The following is a 15,796-nucleotide window of genomic DNA, read 5'->3' as shown; positions in this document are numbered from 1 at the left end:
TCGTCTCACCTTGTCGAGGTGGGAGCTGGGTGGTCATCCCGTCGCCTGCGGTTTGTGCATATCACCTTGAGCCAGGGCCGCAAGGTTGGCATCTCAACTCGCGCGAGCACGGATGTTGCGGCCCTCGCTCAAGGTGATCGTCACGTGTCAGGCGACGGGATGACCACCCAGCTCACCTGTGCGTGGTGCGCGTCAGAGGAGTGGGGGTACTGCCGCGTCGATGAGGTGTGGTCCTGGCTCGGCGAGGGCGTTGCGGAATTGGTCGGCCAGTTCCTCTGCCGTCGTCGCCCTTGTTGCTGCGACGCCCATGCCTTCGGCGATCTTCACGAAGTCGATGTCGGGGCGGGCCAGGTCCAGCAGGTCCTTCGCCTTCGGGCCGGCCGCCTCCGCACCCACCCGCTGCAGTTCCATGCGCAGGATGGCGTAGGCGTGGTTGTTCAGGATCACCGTCGTCACGTTCAGGTTTTCCCGCGCCATCGTCCACAGCGCCGAGATCGTGTACAGCGCGCTGCCGTCCGCCTGCAGTGCGATCACCGGGCGGTCCGGGGCGGCGACAGCGGCGCCCACCGCGACCGGGAGTCCCTGGCCGATCGCGCCGCCGGTCAGCGTGAGCACGTCGTGGCGCGGGGCGCCCGCTGTCGCGCCCGGCAACAACAGTCCTGAGGTGTTGGCCTCGTCGGAGATGATCGCGCCCTCCGGCAACAGAGCGCCGATCACCTCGACCCAGTTCTGCACCGTCAGCGGGCCGCTCGGCAGGGCCGGGCGAGCCGGTTCCTGCAGCACCGGGTCCACATCGGACGCGACCTCGTCGGCCAGGGCTTCCAGCGCGGCGACCACGTCCTGGTCCAGCTCCGCCAGCGTGTGCACCTGGGCGCCCTCCGGCACCAGATCACTGGGCTTGCCGGGGTAGGCGAAGAACGACACCGGCGACTTGGTCCCGGCCACGATGACGTGCTTGATGCCCTCCAGCTGCCACTGCACCTGCTCGGCCAGGTAAGCCAGGCGCTCGATCGTGGGCAGTCCGGCGCCGCGCTCCAGCCTTGCCGGGAAGGTTTCCACGAACGGCTTCGCGCCGGTCGCGGTCGCGATCCGGCTCACCGCGCGCAGACCGGCTTCGCGGCAGGCGAGACCGCCCACCAGCAACGCGACCGGCTCACCGGTGCGCAACACCTCCGCCACGGCCTTCACCGTGGTTTCGGCGACGGTCTGCGGTGAGCGCGGCGGCACCGGCTTGACCGCGACACCACCGTCGCCCCACGACACGTCCGCCGGCAGGATCAACGTCGCCACCTTGCCGGGCGCCTCCTGCGCCGCGGCGACGGCGAACGCGGCGTCCGCGCCGACGTCCGCGCTGTTCGCCGACCGGCGCACCCAGCCGTTCAGTGAACCGGCGATTGCCTCGATGTCCGACTCCAGCGGCGCGTCGTACTTCTTGTGGTACGTCGCGTGGTCGCCGATCACGTTCACCACCGGCACGTGCCCGCGGCGGGCGTTGTGCAGGTTCGCCAGGCCGTTGCCCAGCCCCGGCCCCAGGTGCAGGAGCGTCGCGGCCGGCTTGTCCGCGATCCGCGCGTAACCGTCCGCCGCGCCGGTGACCACGCCCTCGAACAGGGCCAACACACCGCGCATCTCGGGCACCGAATCGAGCGCCGCGACGAAGTGCATCTCCGACGTGCCCGGGTTGGAGAAGCACACGTCGACACCCGCGTCGACGAGCGTGCGGATCAGGGACTGCGCGCCGTTCATCTCACTCCTCAGTCGAACAGGACATCCGGGTTCAGGATGCCCTTCGGGTCGAAGGCCTGCTTGATCCGGCGCAGCAACGCGACCTTGGCCGGGTCCTCGAGCGCGAGGAAGTGGTCCTTCTTCGCCTGCCCGATGCCGTGCTCACCGGAGATGGCCCCGCCCGCCGCTATCCCCGCGGCGAAGATGTCGTGCAGGAGCCGGTGCCGCTTCTCCGGGTCCTTGCAGAAGACTCCCAAGTGGACGTTGCCGTCCCCGGCGTGACCGCAACCGATGGCACCCGCCTCCGCGGCGGCCGCGAGTTCCCGGACCTTCGCCAGGAAACCGGGCATCTCCGAGCGCGGCACCACGACGTCGATCACGTCGTCCGCGCCCGCGGCCTTCGCGGTCCAGAACGCCTTTTCCCGCGCCTCGATGAGCTTGCGGGCCGAACCGCCGTCCAGCACGTACACGTCGGACGCGCCCAGCTCGCCGAGCAGCTCGCCGGCGCGCTCGACATCGCCGTCCAGCCGGTCGCCGTCGCGGTTTTCCAGCCCCACCACCAGATACGCCTGCGTGGCGTTGCGGACCTCCTCGGGGACGCCCAGCTCCAGCTTCTCGTTGTAGGTGATCGCCGCCATCGTGAGGTTGTCGATGTACTCGAGGATGTTCGGCGTCAGACCGCTGGCGATGATCTCCGGAACGGCGCGCATCACCTGGTCGAGGTCGCCGAACGGGGCGAGCAGCGTCGCGGCGTGGGGCAGGCGCGGGTGGAGCTTGACGATCACTTCGGTGACCAGCGCGAGTGTGCCCTCCGAGCCGATGATCAGCTGGGTCAGGTCGTAGCCGCTGGAGATCTTGGACGTCTTGCCGCCGGTGCGGATGATCTCGCCGGTGGGCAGGACCGCCTGCAGGCCCACGATGTTGTGCCGGGCGACGCCGTACTTGACCGCGCGCATGCCGCCGGCGTTGGTGCCGACGTTGCCGCCGACGCTCGCGCTCAGTTCGCCCGGGTAGACCGTGTAGGCGAGGCCGGATTCCTTGGTCGCCTCGTCCAGTTCGCTGAGCGTGACGCCCGGCTGGACGACTGCGACCTGGTTGGCGGTGTCGATCTCCAGGACCGCGGTCATCCGCTCGAACGAGACGAGCAGGCCGTCCTCCCGCGGGCGGGCCGCGCCGGACAACCCGCTGCCCGAGCCGCGTGCGGTGACTGGCAGGTCGTTCTCGGCGGCGAGGGCCAGCAGCGCGGCGACCTCCTCGGCGGTGCCGGGTTTGGCGACGTAGGCCGGTTTGGCGGCGGCGACTGTCAGGGACTCGTCCTTCGCGTAGTCGTCGGGGATGTCGTCCCCGGTGAGGAGGTTGCGCTCGCCGACGATCTCGGCGATCCGCGCGGCGACGTCGCCCATGACGTACCCCTGCCTTTCCTGCGCCTGCCCGTTGATGGAAGCGTAGTACGGGAGGGCTCAGGACCGGAAGTGAAGGTCATTCATGTCTGGTCGGTGCTTGACCTGGAGTTCGCTCCAGCTCCTAGCGTCGTCGACATGACTAGGGAAGAGCGGTTCCAGGCGGGGTACGAGGTGCTGTCGGCCGTCGACGGCGAAGCGGGTAAGCGGGTGATCGATTCGCTCGCGGACGTGAGCCCGGAACTGGGGCACCAGGTGGTGTCGTGGGCGTTCGGCGAGATGTACGCGCGGCCGGAGCTGCCGCCGCGGGATCGGCAGCTCGTGACGCTCGGGATGCTGACCGCGCTCGGTGGGTGCGAACCGCAACTGGAGGTGCACGTCAACGCTGCGCTGAACGTCGGGTTGTCGCCGGGGGAGATCGTGGAGGCGCTGCTGCATTCGGCCGTCTACTGCGGAATTCCGAAGGCGCTCAACGCGACCTTGGTCGCGAAGAAGGTGTTCGGCGAGCGGGATCTGCTGCCGGTCGGCTGAAAAATGCGAGGTGCGGGGCCGGTCCGCGCCAACGTACCGGCCCCGCGTTCTCAGCTCAGCGGGTCAGACCAGCCAGCCGAGGACGTGCGCGAGCCCGGCCAGGATGTGGGAAACGATGTCGTGGCCGTGGTGAAAGTGCGCAGCGAACATGGGAGAGGGGCTCCTTACGGAATCAATCTTTGCTATTCCCTGACTGCTTTCGAAAGCACGGGAAGATTTTCAGTTCCGCGAGGAGGTGTCAAACCGCTCCGAAAAGCCTCGGACCCCGTGAACAGCGAGGTGGGAAATCCGCCCAGCCTAAACACGTAACACTTTCGGGTTCTGCGGCGGGGGTCTCACGACGCCGCTCGTAGCCCCGCCGGGCGGGCTCACCTGGCGCGATGCCGATCTTGATCCGGCACACCGGGTGATGCCCGCCCGAACGGGTGAACACATTGCCACGTAAGGTGATCCCCCTATGATCACGCTAACGAGTGACGGGGGACCCGGGTTCTGCCCCTAACGACCGCTGGTCGAGGGTCACTCGGCACGAGCGAACGAGAGCGTTTCCCCCTCGACGCCGCGCAGCCACAGGTCCTGGGCGGCCGCCGCCATTTCCGGCAGCCCTTCCACGATCGTGGCGAACACGTTGCCCGGAACCCAGCCGGCGTCGCCGTTGATGAGCAGGTTGTTCCGGCCGTAGAAGATGGCCAGATCGGTCGCGCCCTGATCGCTGTGCGCCTCGCTGCTGTCCTCGTACCCGTACGCGGGATTGCCGATTTCCCACGCCTCGAATCCGAAATAGACGACATCCCCGGGAATGGGCGTCACCGTCGGGTTCTCCCGGCCCGGCTTCGGGTCGGCGAACGGCGGCACCAGCGTGTAGACCTCGTTGCGGGCGTACTTCGCGTGGTAGGCCGAACCGCTCTGCGGCAGCGCGTTCCACACCGCCTGGCAGGTCCGCGGCGCCTCCGCGTCCAGCAGCACGGCGCGGCAGGACACGCCGCGCTTGTCGAGCGAAATGGTGATGTAGCGGGCCAACGTGCCTTCTCCCTACTTGGAACCGGTGACGGCGGCGACGGTCTCGGCCCAGATCGCGAGCGCGTCGTCGATCTGCTCGGCGGTGACCACGAGCGGCGGGATCATCCGCACGACGTTGGAGTACGCGCCGCAGGTGAGCAGCAGCAGCCCGCGCCGCGCGGCCTCCTGCTGCGCCGCCGCCGCGGTCGCGGTGTCCGGGGTGCCGTCGGCCTTGGTGAACTCCGACCCGACCAGCAGGCCCAGCCCGCGCACCTCGCCGATCTCCGGTGTCTTGTCGCCGATCAGCCGCGCGCCCTCGAGCAGCTGCTTGCCGCGCGCCGCCGCGTTTTCGACCAGGTTCTCCTCCTCGATCACGTCGAGGGTGGCCAGCGCCGCCGCGCACGACACCGCGTTGCCGCCGTAGGTGCCGCCCTGCGAACCGGGGAACGCCTTGGCCATCAGCTCCTGCGACGCCGCGATGCCGGACAGCGGGAAACCGCTCGCCAGGCCCTTCGCGATCAGCACCACGTCCGGCCGCACGCCGAAGTGGTCGTGGCCCCAGAACCGGCCGGTCCGCCCGAACCCGGTCTGGATCTCGTCGATCACCAGCAGAATCCCGTGCTGGTCGGCGCGCTCGCGCAGCCCGGCCATGAACTCCGGGTTCGCCGGCACGTACCCGCCCTCGCCGAGCATCGGCTCGATGAAGAACGCGGCCGTCTCGTGCGGGGCGCTGATCGTCTGGAAGAGGTAGTCCAGTTCGCGCAGCGCGAACTTCGTCGCGGTCTGCTCGTCCCAGCCGTAGTGGTAGGCGTAGGGGAAGGGGGCGACGTGCACGCCGCCCATCAGCGGCGAGATGCCCGCGCTGAACCGGGTGCCGGAGGTGGTCATGGAGGCGGCGGCGACCGTGCGGCCGTGGAACCCGCCCTGGAAGACGATGACGTTCGGCCGCTTCGTGGCCTGCCGCGACAACCGCAGCGCGGCCTCGACGGCCTCGCTGCCCGAGTTGGCGAAGAACAGCGAGTCCAGCCCGGTGGGCAGCACGTCGCCGAGCCGCTCGACCAGCTTGAGCAGCGGCTGGTGCATCACGGTCGTGTACTGGCCGTGGATCAGCTTGCCGACCTGCTCCTGCGCCGCCTTGACCACCTTCGGGTGGCAGTGGCCGGTGCTGGTCACGCCGATGCCGGCGGTGAAGTCGAGGTGGCGGTTGCCGTCGGTGTCGTAGAGGTAGGCGCCTTCGCCGTGCTCGACGACGACCGGAGTGGCCTGCTTGAGCAGGGGGGAGAGCTGGGCCATGACGGCGGAACTCCTAACCGGAGTGAGCTTGTAGATTGTTGACAATCTGTCTAGCATGGCCCGTGGACAGGCGCAAGGTTGATCAGGAGGACTGATGGGCGAGCTGACCGAATCGGGTGTCGTGGACGCCGTCGGCAAGGAGCTGTTCATCGGCGGGAAGTGGGTCCCGTCGAGCAGCGGACGGACCTTCGCCGTCGAGGATCCCGCGACCGGCCGGGTCCTCTGCGAGGTCGCCGACGCCTCGCCCGAGGACGGGAAGGCCGCCCTCGACGCCGCGGTCGCCGCCCAGGCCGACTGGGCGAAGACGGCCCCGCGTGAGCGCAGCGAGATCCTGCGTCGCGCCTACGAACTGCTCAACTCGCGGGTCGACGAGCTGGCGTTGTTGATGACCCTGGAGATGGGCAAGCCGCTGGCCGAGGCGAAGGGCGAGGTCGCCTACGCCGCGGAGTTCTTCCGCTGGTTCTCCGAGGAGGCCGTGCGCATCGACGGCGGCTACCAGGTCGCGCCCAACGGCGCCGGCCGGTTCCTGGTCACCAAGCAGCCGGTCGGGCCGTGCCTGCTGATCACGCCGTGGAACTTCCCGATGGCGATGGGCGGCCGCAAGATCGGTCCGGCGATCGCGGCCGGCTGCACGATGGTGATCAAGCCGGCCGAGCAGACGCCGCTGTCGATGCTCGCGCTGGCCGCGATCCTGACCGAGGCCGGGCTGCCCGCGGGCGTGCTCAACGTCGTCACCACCAGCGACCCCGGCGGCGTGATGGAGCCGATGATCAAGGACGGCCGGGCGCGCAAGCTGTCGTTCACCGGGTCCACCGCGGTCGGCCGCAAGCTGCTCGAACAGTGCGCGGACAAGGTGCTGCGCACGTCCATGGAGCTGGGCGGCAACGCGCCCTTCCTGGTCTTCGACGACGCCGACCTGGACGCGGCGGTCGAGGGCGCGATGCAGGCCAAGATGCGCAACATCGGCGAGGCGTGCACCGCGGCCAACCGGTTCTACGTGCAGCGCGGGGTCGCCGACGAGTTCGCCCGCCGGCTGACCGAGCGGATGTCCGCGCTGCCGCTGGGCCGCGGCACCGAACCCGGCGTGGTGGTCGGGCCGCTGATCGACGCCGACGCGGTGGCCAAGGTGACCGAGCTGGTCGCCGACGCCACCTCCCGGGGCGCGAAGGTGCTCACCGGTGGGGCCACTGTGGACGGTCCGGGGAACTTCTACCAGGCCACGGTGCTCACCGAAGTGCCGCGGGACGCGCGGATGGCGAGCGAGGAGATCTTCGGCCCGGTCGCGCCGATCAGTGTGTTCGACGATGAGGACGAGGCCGTCGCCGCCGCGAACGACACCGAGTACGGCCTGGTCAGCTACGTCTACACCAACGACCTGAAGCGGGCGCTGCGCGTGTCGGAGGCGCTGGAGGCCGGCATGATCGGGCTCAACCAGGGCATCGTGTCCAACCCGGCGGCGCCGTTCGGCGGGGTCAAGCAGTCCGGGCTCGGCCGCGAGGGCGGCACCGTCGGCATCGACGAGTTCCTGGAGACCAAGTACATCGCGGTGAGCCTGTGAACGACTACCGGATCGCCAGCATCCCCGGTGACGGCATCGGGGTCGACGTCACCGCCGAGGCGCGCCAGGTCCTGGACCGCGCGGGCGAGCTGCACGGGTTCCGTCTGCAGTGGACGGAGTTCGACTGGAGCTGCGAGCGGTACGCCAAGACCGGCCGGATGATGCCGGAGGACGGCATCGAGCAGCTGCGGCCGTTCGACGGGATCCTGCTCGGCGCGGTCGGGTTTCCCGGGGTGCCGGACCACGTGTCGCTGTGGGGGTTGCTGATCCCCATCCGGCGGGCGTTCGCGCAGTACGTGAACCTGCGGCCGGTGCGGCTGCTGCCCGGGACGACGTCGGTGCTCGCCGGGCGCGAGGCCGACGAGCTGGAGATGGTGATCGTCCGGGAGAACACCGAGGGCGAGTACTCGCAGATCGGCGGGCGGCACAACCCGGGGCAGCCGGGGGAGTTCGTCGTGCAGGAGTCGATCTTCACGCGCGTCGGCGTTTCGCGGATCATCCGGTTCGCGTTCGAGCTGGCCCGGACCCGCAGCGGGCGGGTGTGCTCGGCGACCAAGTCGAACGGGATCATCCACACGATGCCGTTCTGGGACGAGATCTTCGCCGAGATCGCCGCCGAGTACCCGGACGTCCACAGTGAACAGACGCACATCGACGCGCTGGCGGCGCGCATGGTGCAGCACCCGGACCGGCTGGACGTGGTCGTCGGGTCGAACCTGTTCGGCGACATCCTGAGCGACCTGGCGGCGGCGGTGACGGGCGGACTGGGCATGGCGCCGTCCGGCAACGTCAACCCGGAGGGCGAGTTCCCGTCGATGTTCGAGGCGGTGCACGGCAGTGCGCCGGACATCGCCGGCCAGGGCATCGCGAACCCGGTGGCGCAGATCCTGGCGGGCGCGATGATGCTGGAACACCTCGGGGAGAAGAAGGCCGCCGCGGCCGTCAACACGGCGGTCGAGCAGGTGCTCGCCGCCGGCGAGGTGGCCACACCCGATCTCGGCGGCAAGTCCACGACCACCGAGCTGGGCGCCGCCGTCACCGCGGCTCTCGGCTGACCCCGCCCGCGGTCGCACCCCGGTGCGACCGCGGGACGGAAACTCCGGCCGACCTGCGGGCACACGCATACCTTCACCCGGAATGGGCAACCCAGGCACCGGAGAAGTCGAGGTGTGGGAGTGGTTCATGGAGTTGCTGGGTGTCCGGGTGCCCGGTCCGGTGTCGGCGGTGAAGGGGCTCGCCGGGGTGGTGTTGTCCCCGCTGAGCAGGCCCCGTCGCCGGGTGTGGTCCTGTCCGGGGCGGCTGCACATCGAGGCCCACGGGGTGCACGGGCCGGGCGGTGAAGCCGTCGCGCAGCGCATCGAGCAGGCCGTGCAACGTCACCCGGGCGTCGCGTGGGCTCGGGTCAACGCGCCCTCCTCCCGGGTGATCATCGGCGTCCACGACCCCGCCCCGGACAGCGCCGAGCTGATCCGCGTCGTCGAGGAGGCCGAGGGCGCTCCCGACGGCGTCGGCGAAGAGATCAAAGAGGACGAACTCCACCACCCGGCCGACGGCCTGCGCGGAACCCGCCTCCTGCCGACCCTGGCCGCCGACACCCTCGGCCTTGGCCTGTCCCTCATCACCCGCCTCGCGCCGTGGGCCCCGATCCCGACCGAGATCGCCGCGCTGCCCAGCGTCGTCGACCTGCACCCGCGCCTGCGCGAGATCGCCGCCGAGCGGGCCGGCAGCCGCGAGAAGGCCGACACCGCGACGTCGGCGTTCGGCGCGTTCGCACAGGGCCTGGCCTCCGGTGGCGAGGGCACGATCGTCGACATCATCCAGCGCGCCGAGCAGTGGCGCGAGGCCCGCGCGCACGAACGGCTGTGGTGCCAGGCCGAGAACCGCCTGATCCACGGCCCGGAGGACGCCGCCGCCGGGCCGGTCGTCGTTGAGCGCCCGCGGGAGATCCCGGACGGCCCGGTCGAACAGTACGAGCAGCGCATCCTCAACCTCGGCGCCGCCGCGGCCGCCGTGTCGATCCCCTTCGCGCGCCCGCGCCGGGCGATGGGCATCGGCCTGGCCGCGCTCCCCAAGGCCGCCGAGGCCGGGCGCACCGCGTTCGGCGCCCGCCTTGGCCGCGTGCTGGCCACCGAGGGCGTCCTGGTCATGGACCGCGGCGTGCTGCGCCACCTGGACGCCATCGACACCCTGGTCCTCGACGAGCAGGCCTTCGACACCGGCCGGATGGTCCTCAACGACCTCGTCCCGCTCGGCGACGGCGACCCCCGCGAGCTGGTCGAACGCGCCTGGCAGCTGTTCGACGCGCACACCCCGGGCAAGGTCCACGACGACGACGGCTGGCGCCTCGGCCCGCTTGACGAGCTGGGCGTCGACCAGGGCGCCCACGAGCGCGAGCAGCTGGAGAAGCGTGGCGCGGCCGCGGTCCTCGGCCTGGTGCGCGACCAGCAGCTCGCGGCCGTGATCGGTCTCGGCAGGCAGGTGCCGCCGGGCGTGGCCGCGGTGATCGCCGCCGCCCGCCGCTCGAACATCGAGGTGATCAGCGCCAACGGCGGCCACGCCGCGTTCGAGGCCGACCGGCTGATGCCCGGCGGCGACCGTCTCGTCTCCACCGTGCGCGAGCTGCAGGGCGAGGACCACGTGGTGATGCTGGTGTCCGACGACCGCCGCGCGCTCGGCGCCGCCGACTGCGGCATCGGCACCCAGCGCCCGGGCGACCCGCCGCCGTGGGGCGCGCACCTGCTGATCGGCGAGGACATCGGCGTGGCGGCGCTGGTCGTCGACGCGATCGCCGCCGCCCGCGAGGTCAACCGCGACAGCATCTGGCTCTCCCAGGGCGCGACGGGCGTGGGCGCGGTCGCCGCGCTGCAGCCCGGACGCCGCAGCCCGGCCAACCGGGCGATGCGGGCGGTGAACCTGGGCGCGGCCGTCGCCCTGACCAACGCGCACCGCCGCGCGAAGCGGCTCGCCGACCGCGACACGAGCCTCGCCGGGGACGCCGCGCCCTGGCACCTGATGCCGGTCGACGTGGTCCTGGACCGGCTCGACACCGACCCGGACGGCCTGAGCGACGACGACGCCCAGAAGCGCGCCCGGACCCGCGGCACCGGCAGCGGCGGCCGGACCAGCCTGATGCAGGCGTTCATCAACGAGCTGTCCAACCCGCTCACCCCGGTCCTGATCGGCGGTGCCGCGCTGTCCGCGTCGGTCGGGTCGCCGGTGGACGCCGCGCTCGTCGCCGGGATCACCGGCGTGTCCGCGCTGGTCGGCAGCGTCCAGCAGGTCCACACCGAGAAGCAGCTGGCCGAGCTGCTGAGCCGGTCCGCGATCAGCACGACCGTGATCCGCGGCGGCCGGGAGCGCGTGGTCAGCGCCGACGACCTGGTGCCCGGCGACGTCATCAAGCTGACTTCCGGCGACGTCGTGCCCGCCGACTGCCGGCTGCTCGAAGCCGACGGTGTCGAGGCGGACGAGTCGTCGCTGACCGGCGAGTCGCTGCCGGTGTCCAAGGACCCGGCGCCGGTGATCGCCGGGGATGTCGCCGAGCGCGCGTCGATGCTCTACGAGGGCACGACGATCGCGGCCGGCGAGGCCGTCGGCGTCGTGGTCGCGACCGGCGCGGACACCGAGGCCGGCCGCAGCATGGCGATGGCGCGCGAGAACGCGCCGGTCACCGGTGTGGAGACCCGCCTGGCCGAGCTGACGTCGAAGTCGATGCCGCTGGCGATCGGGTCGGCGGTCGCGGTCGCCGGCGCCGGGCTGCTGCGGCGGGTGCCGCTGCGGCAAAGCCTGTCGGCGGCGGTGAACCTGGCCGTCGCGTCGGTGCCGGAGGGGCTGCCGTTCCTGGTCAGCGCCGCGCAGCTGGCCGCCGCGCGCCGGCTCGCCGAGCACAACGCGCTGGTCCGCAACCCGCGCAGCATCGAAGCGCTGGGCCGCGTCGACGTGCTGTGCTTCGACAAGACCGGGACGCTGACCGAGGGCACGCTGACCGTCCACGAGGTCGACGACGGCCGCCAGCGCCGCAAGATCGAGGACCTCGACGAGACGACCGAGTCGGTGCTGCTGACCGCCTTGCGGGCGACGCCGCACGCCGACGACCCGTCCGACCTGCCACACGCGACGGACCGGGCGATCGTCGAAGGCGCGCAACGGGTTTCCGTGCACACGAACGGCTGGGAGCTGGTCGACGCGGTGCCGTTCGAGCCGTCGCGCGGTTACCACGCCTCACTGATGCGGGGCGACGGCGGGCTGGTGCTGAGCGTCAAGGGCGCGCCGGAGTCGGTGCTCCCGCGCTGCGACCTGGACGAGGGAAAGCGGAAGAAGCTCGCCGGGCGGATGAAGAAGCTCGCCAAGGCGGGGCAGCGGGTGCTCGCGGTCGCCGAGTCCACTCCGGACAGTGCGAGCCTAGACGAGGATGCGGTCGAGGGCCTGCGGTTCAAGGGTTTCGTGGCGATCGCCGACCCGGTGCGGGGGAGCGCGGCGGCCGCGGCGGCGGACCTGCGTGCCGCGGGCGTGCAGATCGTGATGATCACCGGCGACCACCCGGACACCGGCGAGGCGATCGCGGACAAGGTCACCGAGGACGGCGCCGACCTGCACGTGGTGACCGGCGCCGAGCTGGACGCGATGGACGACGAGCAGCTGGCGTCCACTTTGGAAACCGTGGACGTGGTGGCGCGGTGCAGCCCGGCGCAGAAGGTGCGGATCATCAAGGCGTACCAGAAGCACGGCCACACCGTCGCGATGACCGGCGACGGCGCGAACGACGCGCCCGCGATCCGGCTCGCCGACGTCGGCATCGCCCTCGGCGGGCACGGCGCCCCGGCGGCGCGGGCCGCGGCCGACCTGGTGGTGACCGACGACCGGCTGGAAACCATCATCGCGGCGCTGGTCGAGGGCCGGGCGATGTGGGCGTCGGTGCGGGAGGCGCTGGCGATCCTGCTCGGCGGGAACCTGGGCGAGATCGGGTTCAGCGTGCTCGGCGCGACCCTGACCGGCCGGTCCCCGTTGGGGGCGCGGCAGTTCCTGCTGGTCAACCTGCTGACCGACCTGGCGCCGGCGCTGGCGATCGCGTTGCGGCGGCCCGAGGACGGCGCCGACCTGTTGCGGGAGGGCCCGGAGAGTTCGCTCGGGAAGCGCTTGCAGAAGGACATCGGCGTGCGGGCGGGAGTGACGACCCTCGGCGCGACGACCGCGTGGATGCTGGCGCGCGCAACGGGCCGCGGCCGCCGGGCGAGCACGGTCGCGCTGGCCGGGCTGGTCGGCACGCAGCTCGGGCAGACCCTGCTGACGGGCGGCTGGAACCGTTCGGTGCTGGCGACGTCGCTCGGTTCGGTGGCGCTGCTCGCGGCGGTCATCCAGACGCCCGGGGTGAGCCAGTTCTTCGGCTGCACCCCGCTCGGCCCGATCGGCTGGGGGATGGCGCTGGGCAGCGCGGGCGCGGCGACGGCACTGGGAGCGGTGGTCGGCCGGACGATCGAGGAGTGAGTCAGGCGCGGGTGAGCGCGGTGGCGAGCAACTGCGCGACGCGCGGCAGGTCGGTTTCCATCTGGGTGGGCGGGATGGCCCGGTTCTTGTCGCTGACGCTGTAGGCGGCGACCGTCGCCGCGTTCTGCCTGCCCAGTAGCAGCACGCAGACCCGGTGGAAGCCGGAGAAGCCCACGTCGTCCCCGCAGAACGCTGCCTGCTCATCGGCGCCGTTCAGCGGCGGAAGCGTGACTTTGGTGGCCCCGGGCAGCCCGATGCAGCCGCTGAGCGCGCGGCCTTGCGCGACCGCGGTGGGGCCGCTGGGGCCGCGGTAGGACGCGGTCATCACGTACAGGTAGGTGCCGTGATCGAAGTTCCCCGAAGTCGCGGTGGCGTACTCCGCCGCCTGGATCGCGACGTCCGAGGGCAAGTGGCTCGGGCAGTCGTAGATGAACTTGTAGCGCGAGTTCTGCGACTCGATGAACGGCAGGGGCTCCTGGAGCCAGTGCAGACCCGCCTGCGTGAGTTCCGGCTCGGTGAGCATGGCACCGACGAGCCGCTGCTGGAGGTCGTACTTGGACACGACCGGCCCGACCGCCGGCCCCGGCATACCCGCGGTGCCGGCGATTTCGGTACTGCACCCGGTGAGAAGGACCACCCCGGCGAGCAGCGCCACGAGGCGTCTCACGCCACATGTCCCAGGCCCTGCCCGAGGGCGATGGCGACCCGGCGCAGGAGAGCGGTGGTGGCTTCGCGGTTCGCGGGACCGTCAATGCCGTAGTACCTCAGCTCGCCCGCCGCGGCGAACTCCCCACGCGCCACGACGACGACGCACCGGTCGGTGCCGTATTCGCTGATGGTGCAGAACGCCTTCGCCGCGTCGGCGCCGGGCACCGACGGCAAGGAGATCTCGTCGATCCGCCCACCCGAGCCGACGTTCGCCCGGCACCCTTTCGTCCGCGCGACCTCGCCCACCGCGTCTGCGGCCGGGATCCCGGAATACTGCGCGGTGAGTTCCTCCAGGTTGTAGTCGTCGTTCCTCCAGGTGGCCTGCTCGGCCCGCACGATTCGTGAGTCGCTCGGCAGCCGCCCTGGGCACGCCGCGACGAGCGCGAACTTCTGGTTCTGCGACTCGATGAACGGCGTGGGCTCGCTCTGGTAGGTGAACCCGAGCGCGGTCCCCTCGCTGTCGGTGAGCATGGTCGCGGCGAGCCGCTCGTGCTCGTTGACCTTGGGCACGGCGGGCGCGCTCGGCCGCGATGCGCTCGACGACGGCGCGACCACCGGCTCCGCCGCGGAACAGCCGCTCACCAGCGCCAGGGCGAGCAAGATCCATCCGCGCACGCGGTCCTCCCGGTTCCCCCCGCGTCGCGCGCGGACGAACCCAAGATCGCGGACCCGCAACCTTCCGTTACAGCGGATCAGGCGTGCAGGCTGGTCCCCGGGGCGAGGCGGCGCACCGCGTCCTCCATGTGCGCCTCCAGCAGCGACACCGCCAGCTCCTCGTCGCCGGCGCCGATCGCCTCCGCGATGCGCTTGTGCTCGGTCACCCGCTCCTCGTTCGTCGCGTAGGTGCGGTGCAGCGCGGACAGGCACATGCGCGTCTCGATCAGCAGCGTCCGCGCCATCCGGCCGAGCCGCTTGGACCCCGAAGCCCCCACCAGCTCCTCGTGGAACCGGACGTCCGCCGCCGACACCTCGTCCCCGTCGGTGGCCGACGCCATGTCCTCGACGGCGTCCATCAGCCGGACGGCCAGCTCCTCGCGGTCACCGTGCCGCAGCACCCGGATCAGCGCCGCCCGCTCGATCGCGAACCGCGCCGAGTAGATGTCGTGCACGTCCTCCGGTTCGAGGTCGATCACGAACAGCCCGCGGTGCCGCTCGCTGCGCAGCAGGCCCTCCGACACCAGCCGCTGCATCGCCTCGCGCAGCGGGCCGCGGGACACCTGGAACCGGCCGGCCAGCTCGGTCTCCCCGAGCTGCGTGCCCGGCGCGAACGTGCCGTTCATGATCGCCTCGCGGAGCTGCCGCGCGATGATCGCCGCGGTCGACTCCCGGCTCACCGGTTCGATGTCGGTCAGGGCCATCGTTCACCTGCCTTCTGCGAACAGTCTGCCCAGCTGCTCGCACCGGGGCACCTGGCCGGTCAGCCGGAGCCCTTCCCAGATCGTCACCTGGTTCGCGGTGAGCACCGGCTTGCCCAGCCGTTCCTCGATCGCGCCCAGCACACCGAGCGTGCGCATCGCCGTGTCCGGGACCAGGACGGCGTCCGCCGCGGGGTGATCATGCGCCACCGCCAGTTCGACGACGGCCTCGGGGCTCAGCCGGCCCACCTCGGCGGCCGTGTCGATGTCCTCGCTCGACATCGCGACGACCTCGATCCCGCCCGCGCCGAGGAACTCGACGAACAGCTTCGCCACGTCGTCCGGGTAGCTCGCGGCCACCGACACCCGATTCAGCCCGAGCGCCTGCGCGGCCCGCACGAACGCGAAGGACGTGCTCGACGCCGGCTTGCCCGCGGCCGCCGACAGCTTCTCCACCTGCTCGTGCGCCCCCTGCCAGCGGTAGACGAAGCTGCCGCTGGTGCAGGCCCACACCACCGCGTCCGGCTCGTGCTTGGCGAGCAGCGCGGCGCCCTCGGCCAGCCGCTTCTCGCTGCCCAGGTCGAGCAGCTCGGGCACGGCGTGCAGGTCGGTGCCGTAGATGTGCTCGACCGGCAGCGAGATCCGGTACCCGAGCAGCCGCTCGGCGAACGGGTAGTCGTCCTCCGCGGCGTGGTCCGGGTAGATGAAGCCGACGGTCGCCATGCACAAACCTCCAAGATTGT

At 71.3% G+C, this 15,796-nt stretch carries 12 protein-coding genes; 4 read left to right on the top strand and 8 right to left on the bottom strand.

Annotated elements, in window-relative coordinates; all coding sequences use genetic code 11:
• Positions 1–192 precede the first annotated feature (192 nt).
• Together IE290_RS35030 and IE290_RS35025 are read right to left on the bottom strand one after the other, a co-directional pair.
• Positions 193–1,746, bottom strand: a complete 1,554-nt coding sequence (locus IE290_RS35030; protein ID WP_191249033.1) for an acetolactate synthase large subunit — start codon at positions 1,744–1,746, stop codon at positions 193–195.
• Positions 1,747–1,754: 8 nt separating this feature from the next.
• Positions 1,755–3,128: an FAD-binding oxidoreductase gene (locus IE290_RS35025; RefSeq protein WP_191249032.1), complete on the bottom strand. Its 1,374-nt coding sequence runs from the start codon at positions 3,126–3,128 to the stop codon at positions 1,755–1,757.
• Between the two features lie 135 nt (positions 3,129–3,263).
• Between IE290_RS35025 and IE290_RS35020 the strand changes: the two genes are divergently transcribed.
• Positions 3,264–3,656, top strand: a complete 393-nt coding sequence (locus tag IE290_RS35020; RefSeq protein WP_191249031.1) for a carboxymuconolactone decarboxylase family protein — start codon at positions 3,264–3,266, stop codon at positions 3,654–3,656.
• A gap of 519 nt (positions 3,657–4,175) precedes the next feature.
• On the opposite strand, the gene IE290_RS35015 is transcribed toward IE290_RS35020, so the two are convergent.
• On the bottom strand, positions 4,176–4,676 hold the full coding sequence (locus tag IE290_RS35015; protein ID WP_020420436.1) for a DUF3830 family protein: 501 nt from the start codon (positions 4,674–4,676) through the stop codon (positions 4,176–4,178).
• Positions 4,677–4,688: 12 nt separating this feature from the next.
• The gene (locus tag IE290_RS35010; RefSeq protein WP_191249030.1) at positions 4,689–5,948 is read right to left on the bottom strand and encodes an aspartate aminotransferase family protein; all 1,260 of its coding nucleotides are present in this window, start codon (positions 5,946–5,948) and stop codon (positions 4,689–4,691) included.
• Positions 5,949–6,042: 94 nt separating this feature from the next.
• On the opposite strand from IE290_RS35010, the gene IE290_RS35005 reads away from it, so the two are divergent.
• The 3 genes from IE290_RS35005 (at position 6,043) to IE290_RS34995 (ending at position 12,990) form a co-directional block, all read left to right on the top strand.
• Positions 6,043–7,506: an NAD-dependent succinate-semialdehyde dehydrogenase gene (locus IE290_RS35005; protein WP_191249029.1), complete on the top strand. Its 1,464-nt coding sequence runs from the start codon at positions 6,043–6,045 to the stop codon at positions 7,504–7,506.
• Complete coding sequence (locus tag IE290_RS35000) at positions 7,503–8,561, top strand: tartrate dehydrogenase (protein WP_191249028.1); 1,059 nt, start codon at positions 7,503–7,505, stop codon at positions 8,559–8,561. Before IE290_RS35005 ends, IE290_RS35000 begins: the two co-directional genes overlap by 4 nt.
• 82 nt (positions 8,562–8,643) lie before the next feature.
• Positions 8,644–12,990: an HAD-IC family P-type ATPase gene (locus IE290_RS34995; protein ID WP_229874898.1), complete on the top strand. Its 4,347-nt coding sequence runs from the start codon at positions 8,644–8,646 to the stop codon at positions 12,988–12,990.
• A 1-nt stretch (position 12,991) separates the two neighbouring features.
• Here the strand turns inward: IE290_RS34995 and IE290_RS34990 are convergent, their stop codons facing one another.
• The 4 genes from IE290_RS34990 to IE290_RS34975 all read right to left on the bottom strand — a co-directional run bounded on the left by IE290_RS34990 (position 12,992) and on the right by IE290_RS34975 (position 15,776).
• A complete protein-coding gene (locus tag IE290_RS34990; RefSeq protein ID WP_191249027.1) occupies positions 12,992–13,657 on the bottom strand; it encodes a hypothetical protein in 666 nt (221 codons plus the stop codon).
• A complete protein-coding gene (locus IE290_RS34985; protein ID WP_191249026.1) occupies positions 13,654–14,313 on the bottom strand; it encodes a hypothetical protein in 660 nt (219 codons plus the stop codon). Before IE290_RS34985 ends, IE290_RS34990 begins: the two co-directional genes overlap by 4 nt.
• Positions 14,314–14,390: 77 nt before the next feature.
• Entirely contained in the window at positions 14,391–15,056 is a 666-nt protein-coding gene (locus IE290_RS34980; protein WP_191249025.1) for a GntR family transcriptional regulator, read from the bottom strand.
• Positions 15,057–15,059: 3 nt separating this feature from the next.
• Positions 15,060–15,776 (bottom strand): maleate cis-trans isomerase family protein, encoded by a 717-nt coding sequence (locus IE290_RS34975; protein WP_191249024.1) that lies wholly within the window; start codon positions 15,774–15,776, stop codon positions 15,060–15,062.
• Positions 15,777–15,796 lie beyond the last annotated feature (20 nt).

The sequence above is a fragment of the Amycolatopsis deserti genome, assembly GCF_014653945.1.
Classification (GTDB): Bacteria; Actinomycetota; Actinomycetes; order Mycobacteriales; family Pseudonocardiaceae; genus Amycolatopsis_E; species Amycolatopsis_E deserti.
Note: the sequence above shows the minus strand (reverse complement) of the source record. Positions and strands in the feature narration are given on the sequence as shown.

What these genes read in the sequence shown, in the direction of transcription:
- IE290_RS35030 (WP_191249033.1), bottom strand. Translation starts at nt 1,746, where the DNA reads ATGAACGGCGCGCAGTCCCTGATCCGCACGCTCGTCGACGCGGGTGTC.
- IE290_RS35025 (WP_191249032.1), bottom strand. Translation starts at nt 3,128, where the DNA reads ATGGGCGACGTCGCCGCGCGGATCGCCGAGATCGTCGGCGAGCGCAAC.
- IE290_RS35020 (WP_191249031.1), top strand. Translation starts at nt 3,264, where the DNA reads ATGACTAGGGAAGAGCGGTTCCAGGCGGGGTACGAGGTGCTGTCGGCC.
- IE290_RS35010 (WP_191249030.1), bottom strand. Translation starts at nt 5,948, where the DNA reads ATGGCCCAGCTCTCCCCCCTGCTCAAGCAGGCCACTCCGGTCGTCGTC.
- IE290_RS35005 (WP_191249029.1), top strand. Translation starts at nt 6,043, where the DNA reads ATGGGCGAGCTGACCGAATCGGGTGTCGTGGACGCCGTCGGCAAGGAG.
- IE290_RS34995 (WP_229874898.1), top strand. Translation starts at nt 8,644, where the DNA reads ATGGGCAACCCAGGCACCGGAGAAGTCGAGGTGTGGGAGTGGTTCATG.
- IE290_RS34980 (WP_191249025.1), bottom strand. Translation starts at nt 15,056, where the DNA reads ATGGCCCTGACCGACATCGAACCGGTGAGCCGGGAGTCGACCGCGGCG.
- IE290_RS34975 (WP_191249024.1), bottom strand. Translation starts at nt 15,776, where the DNA reads ATGGCGACCGTCGGCTTCATCTACCCGGACCACGCCGCGGAGGACGAC.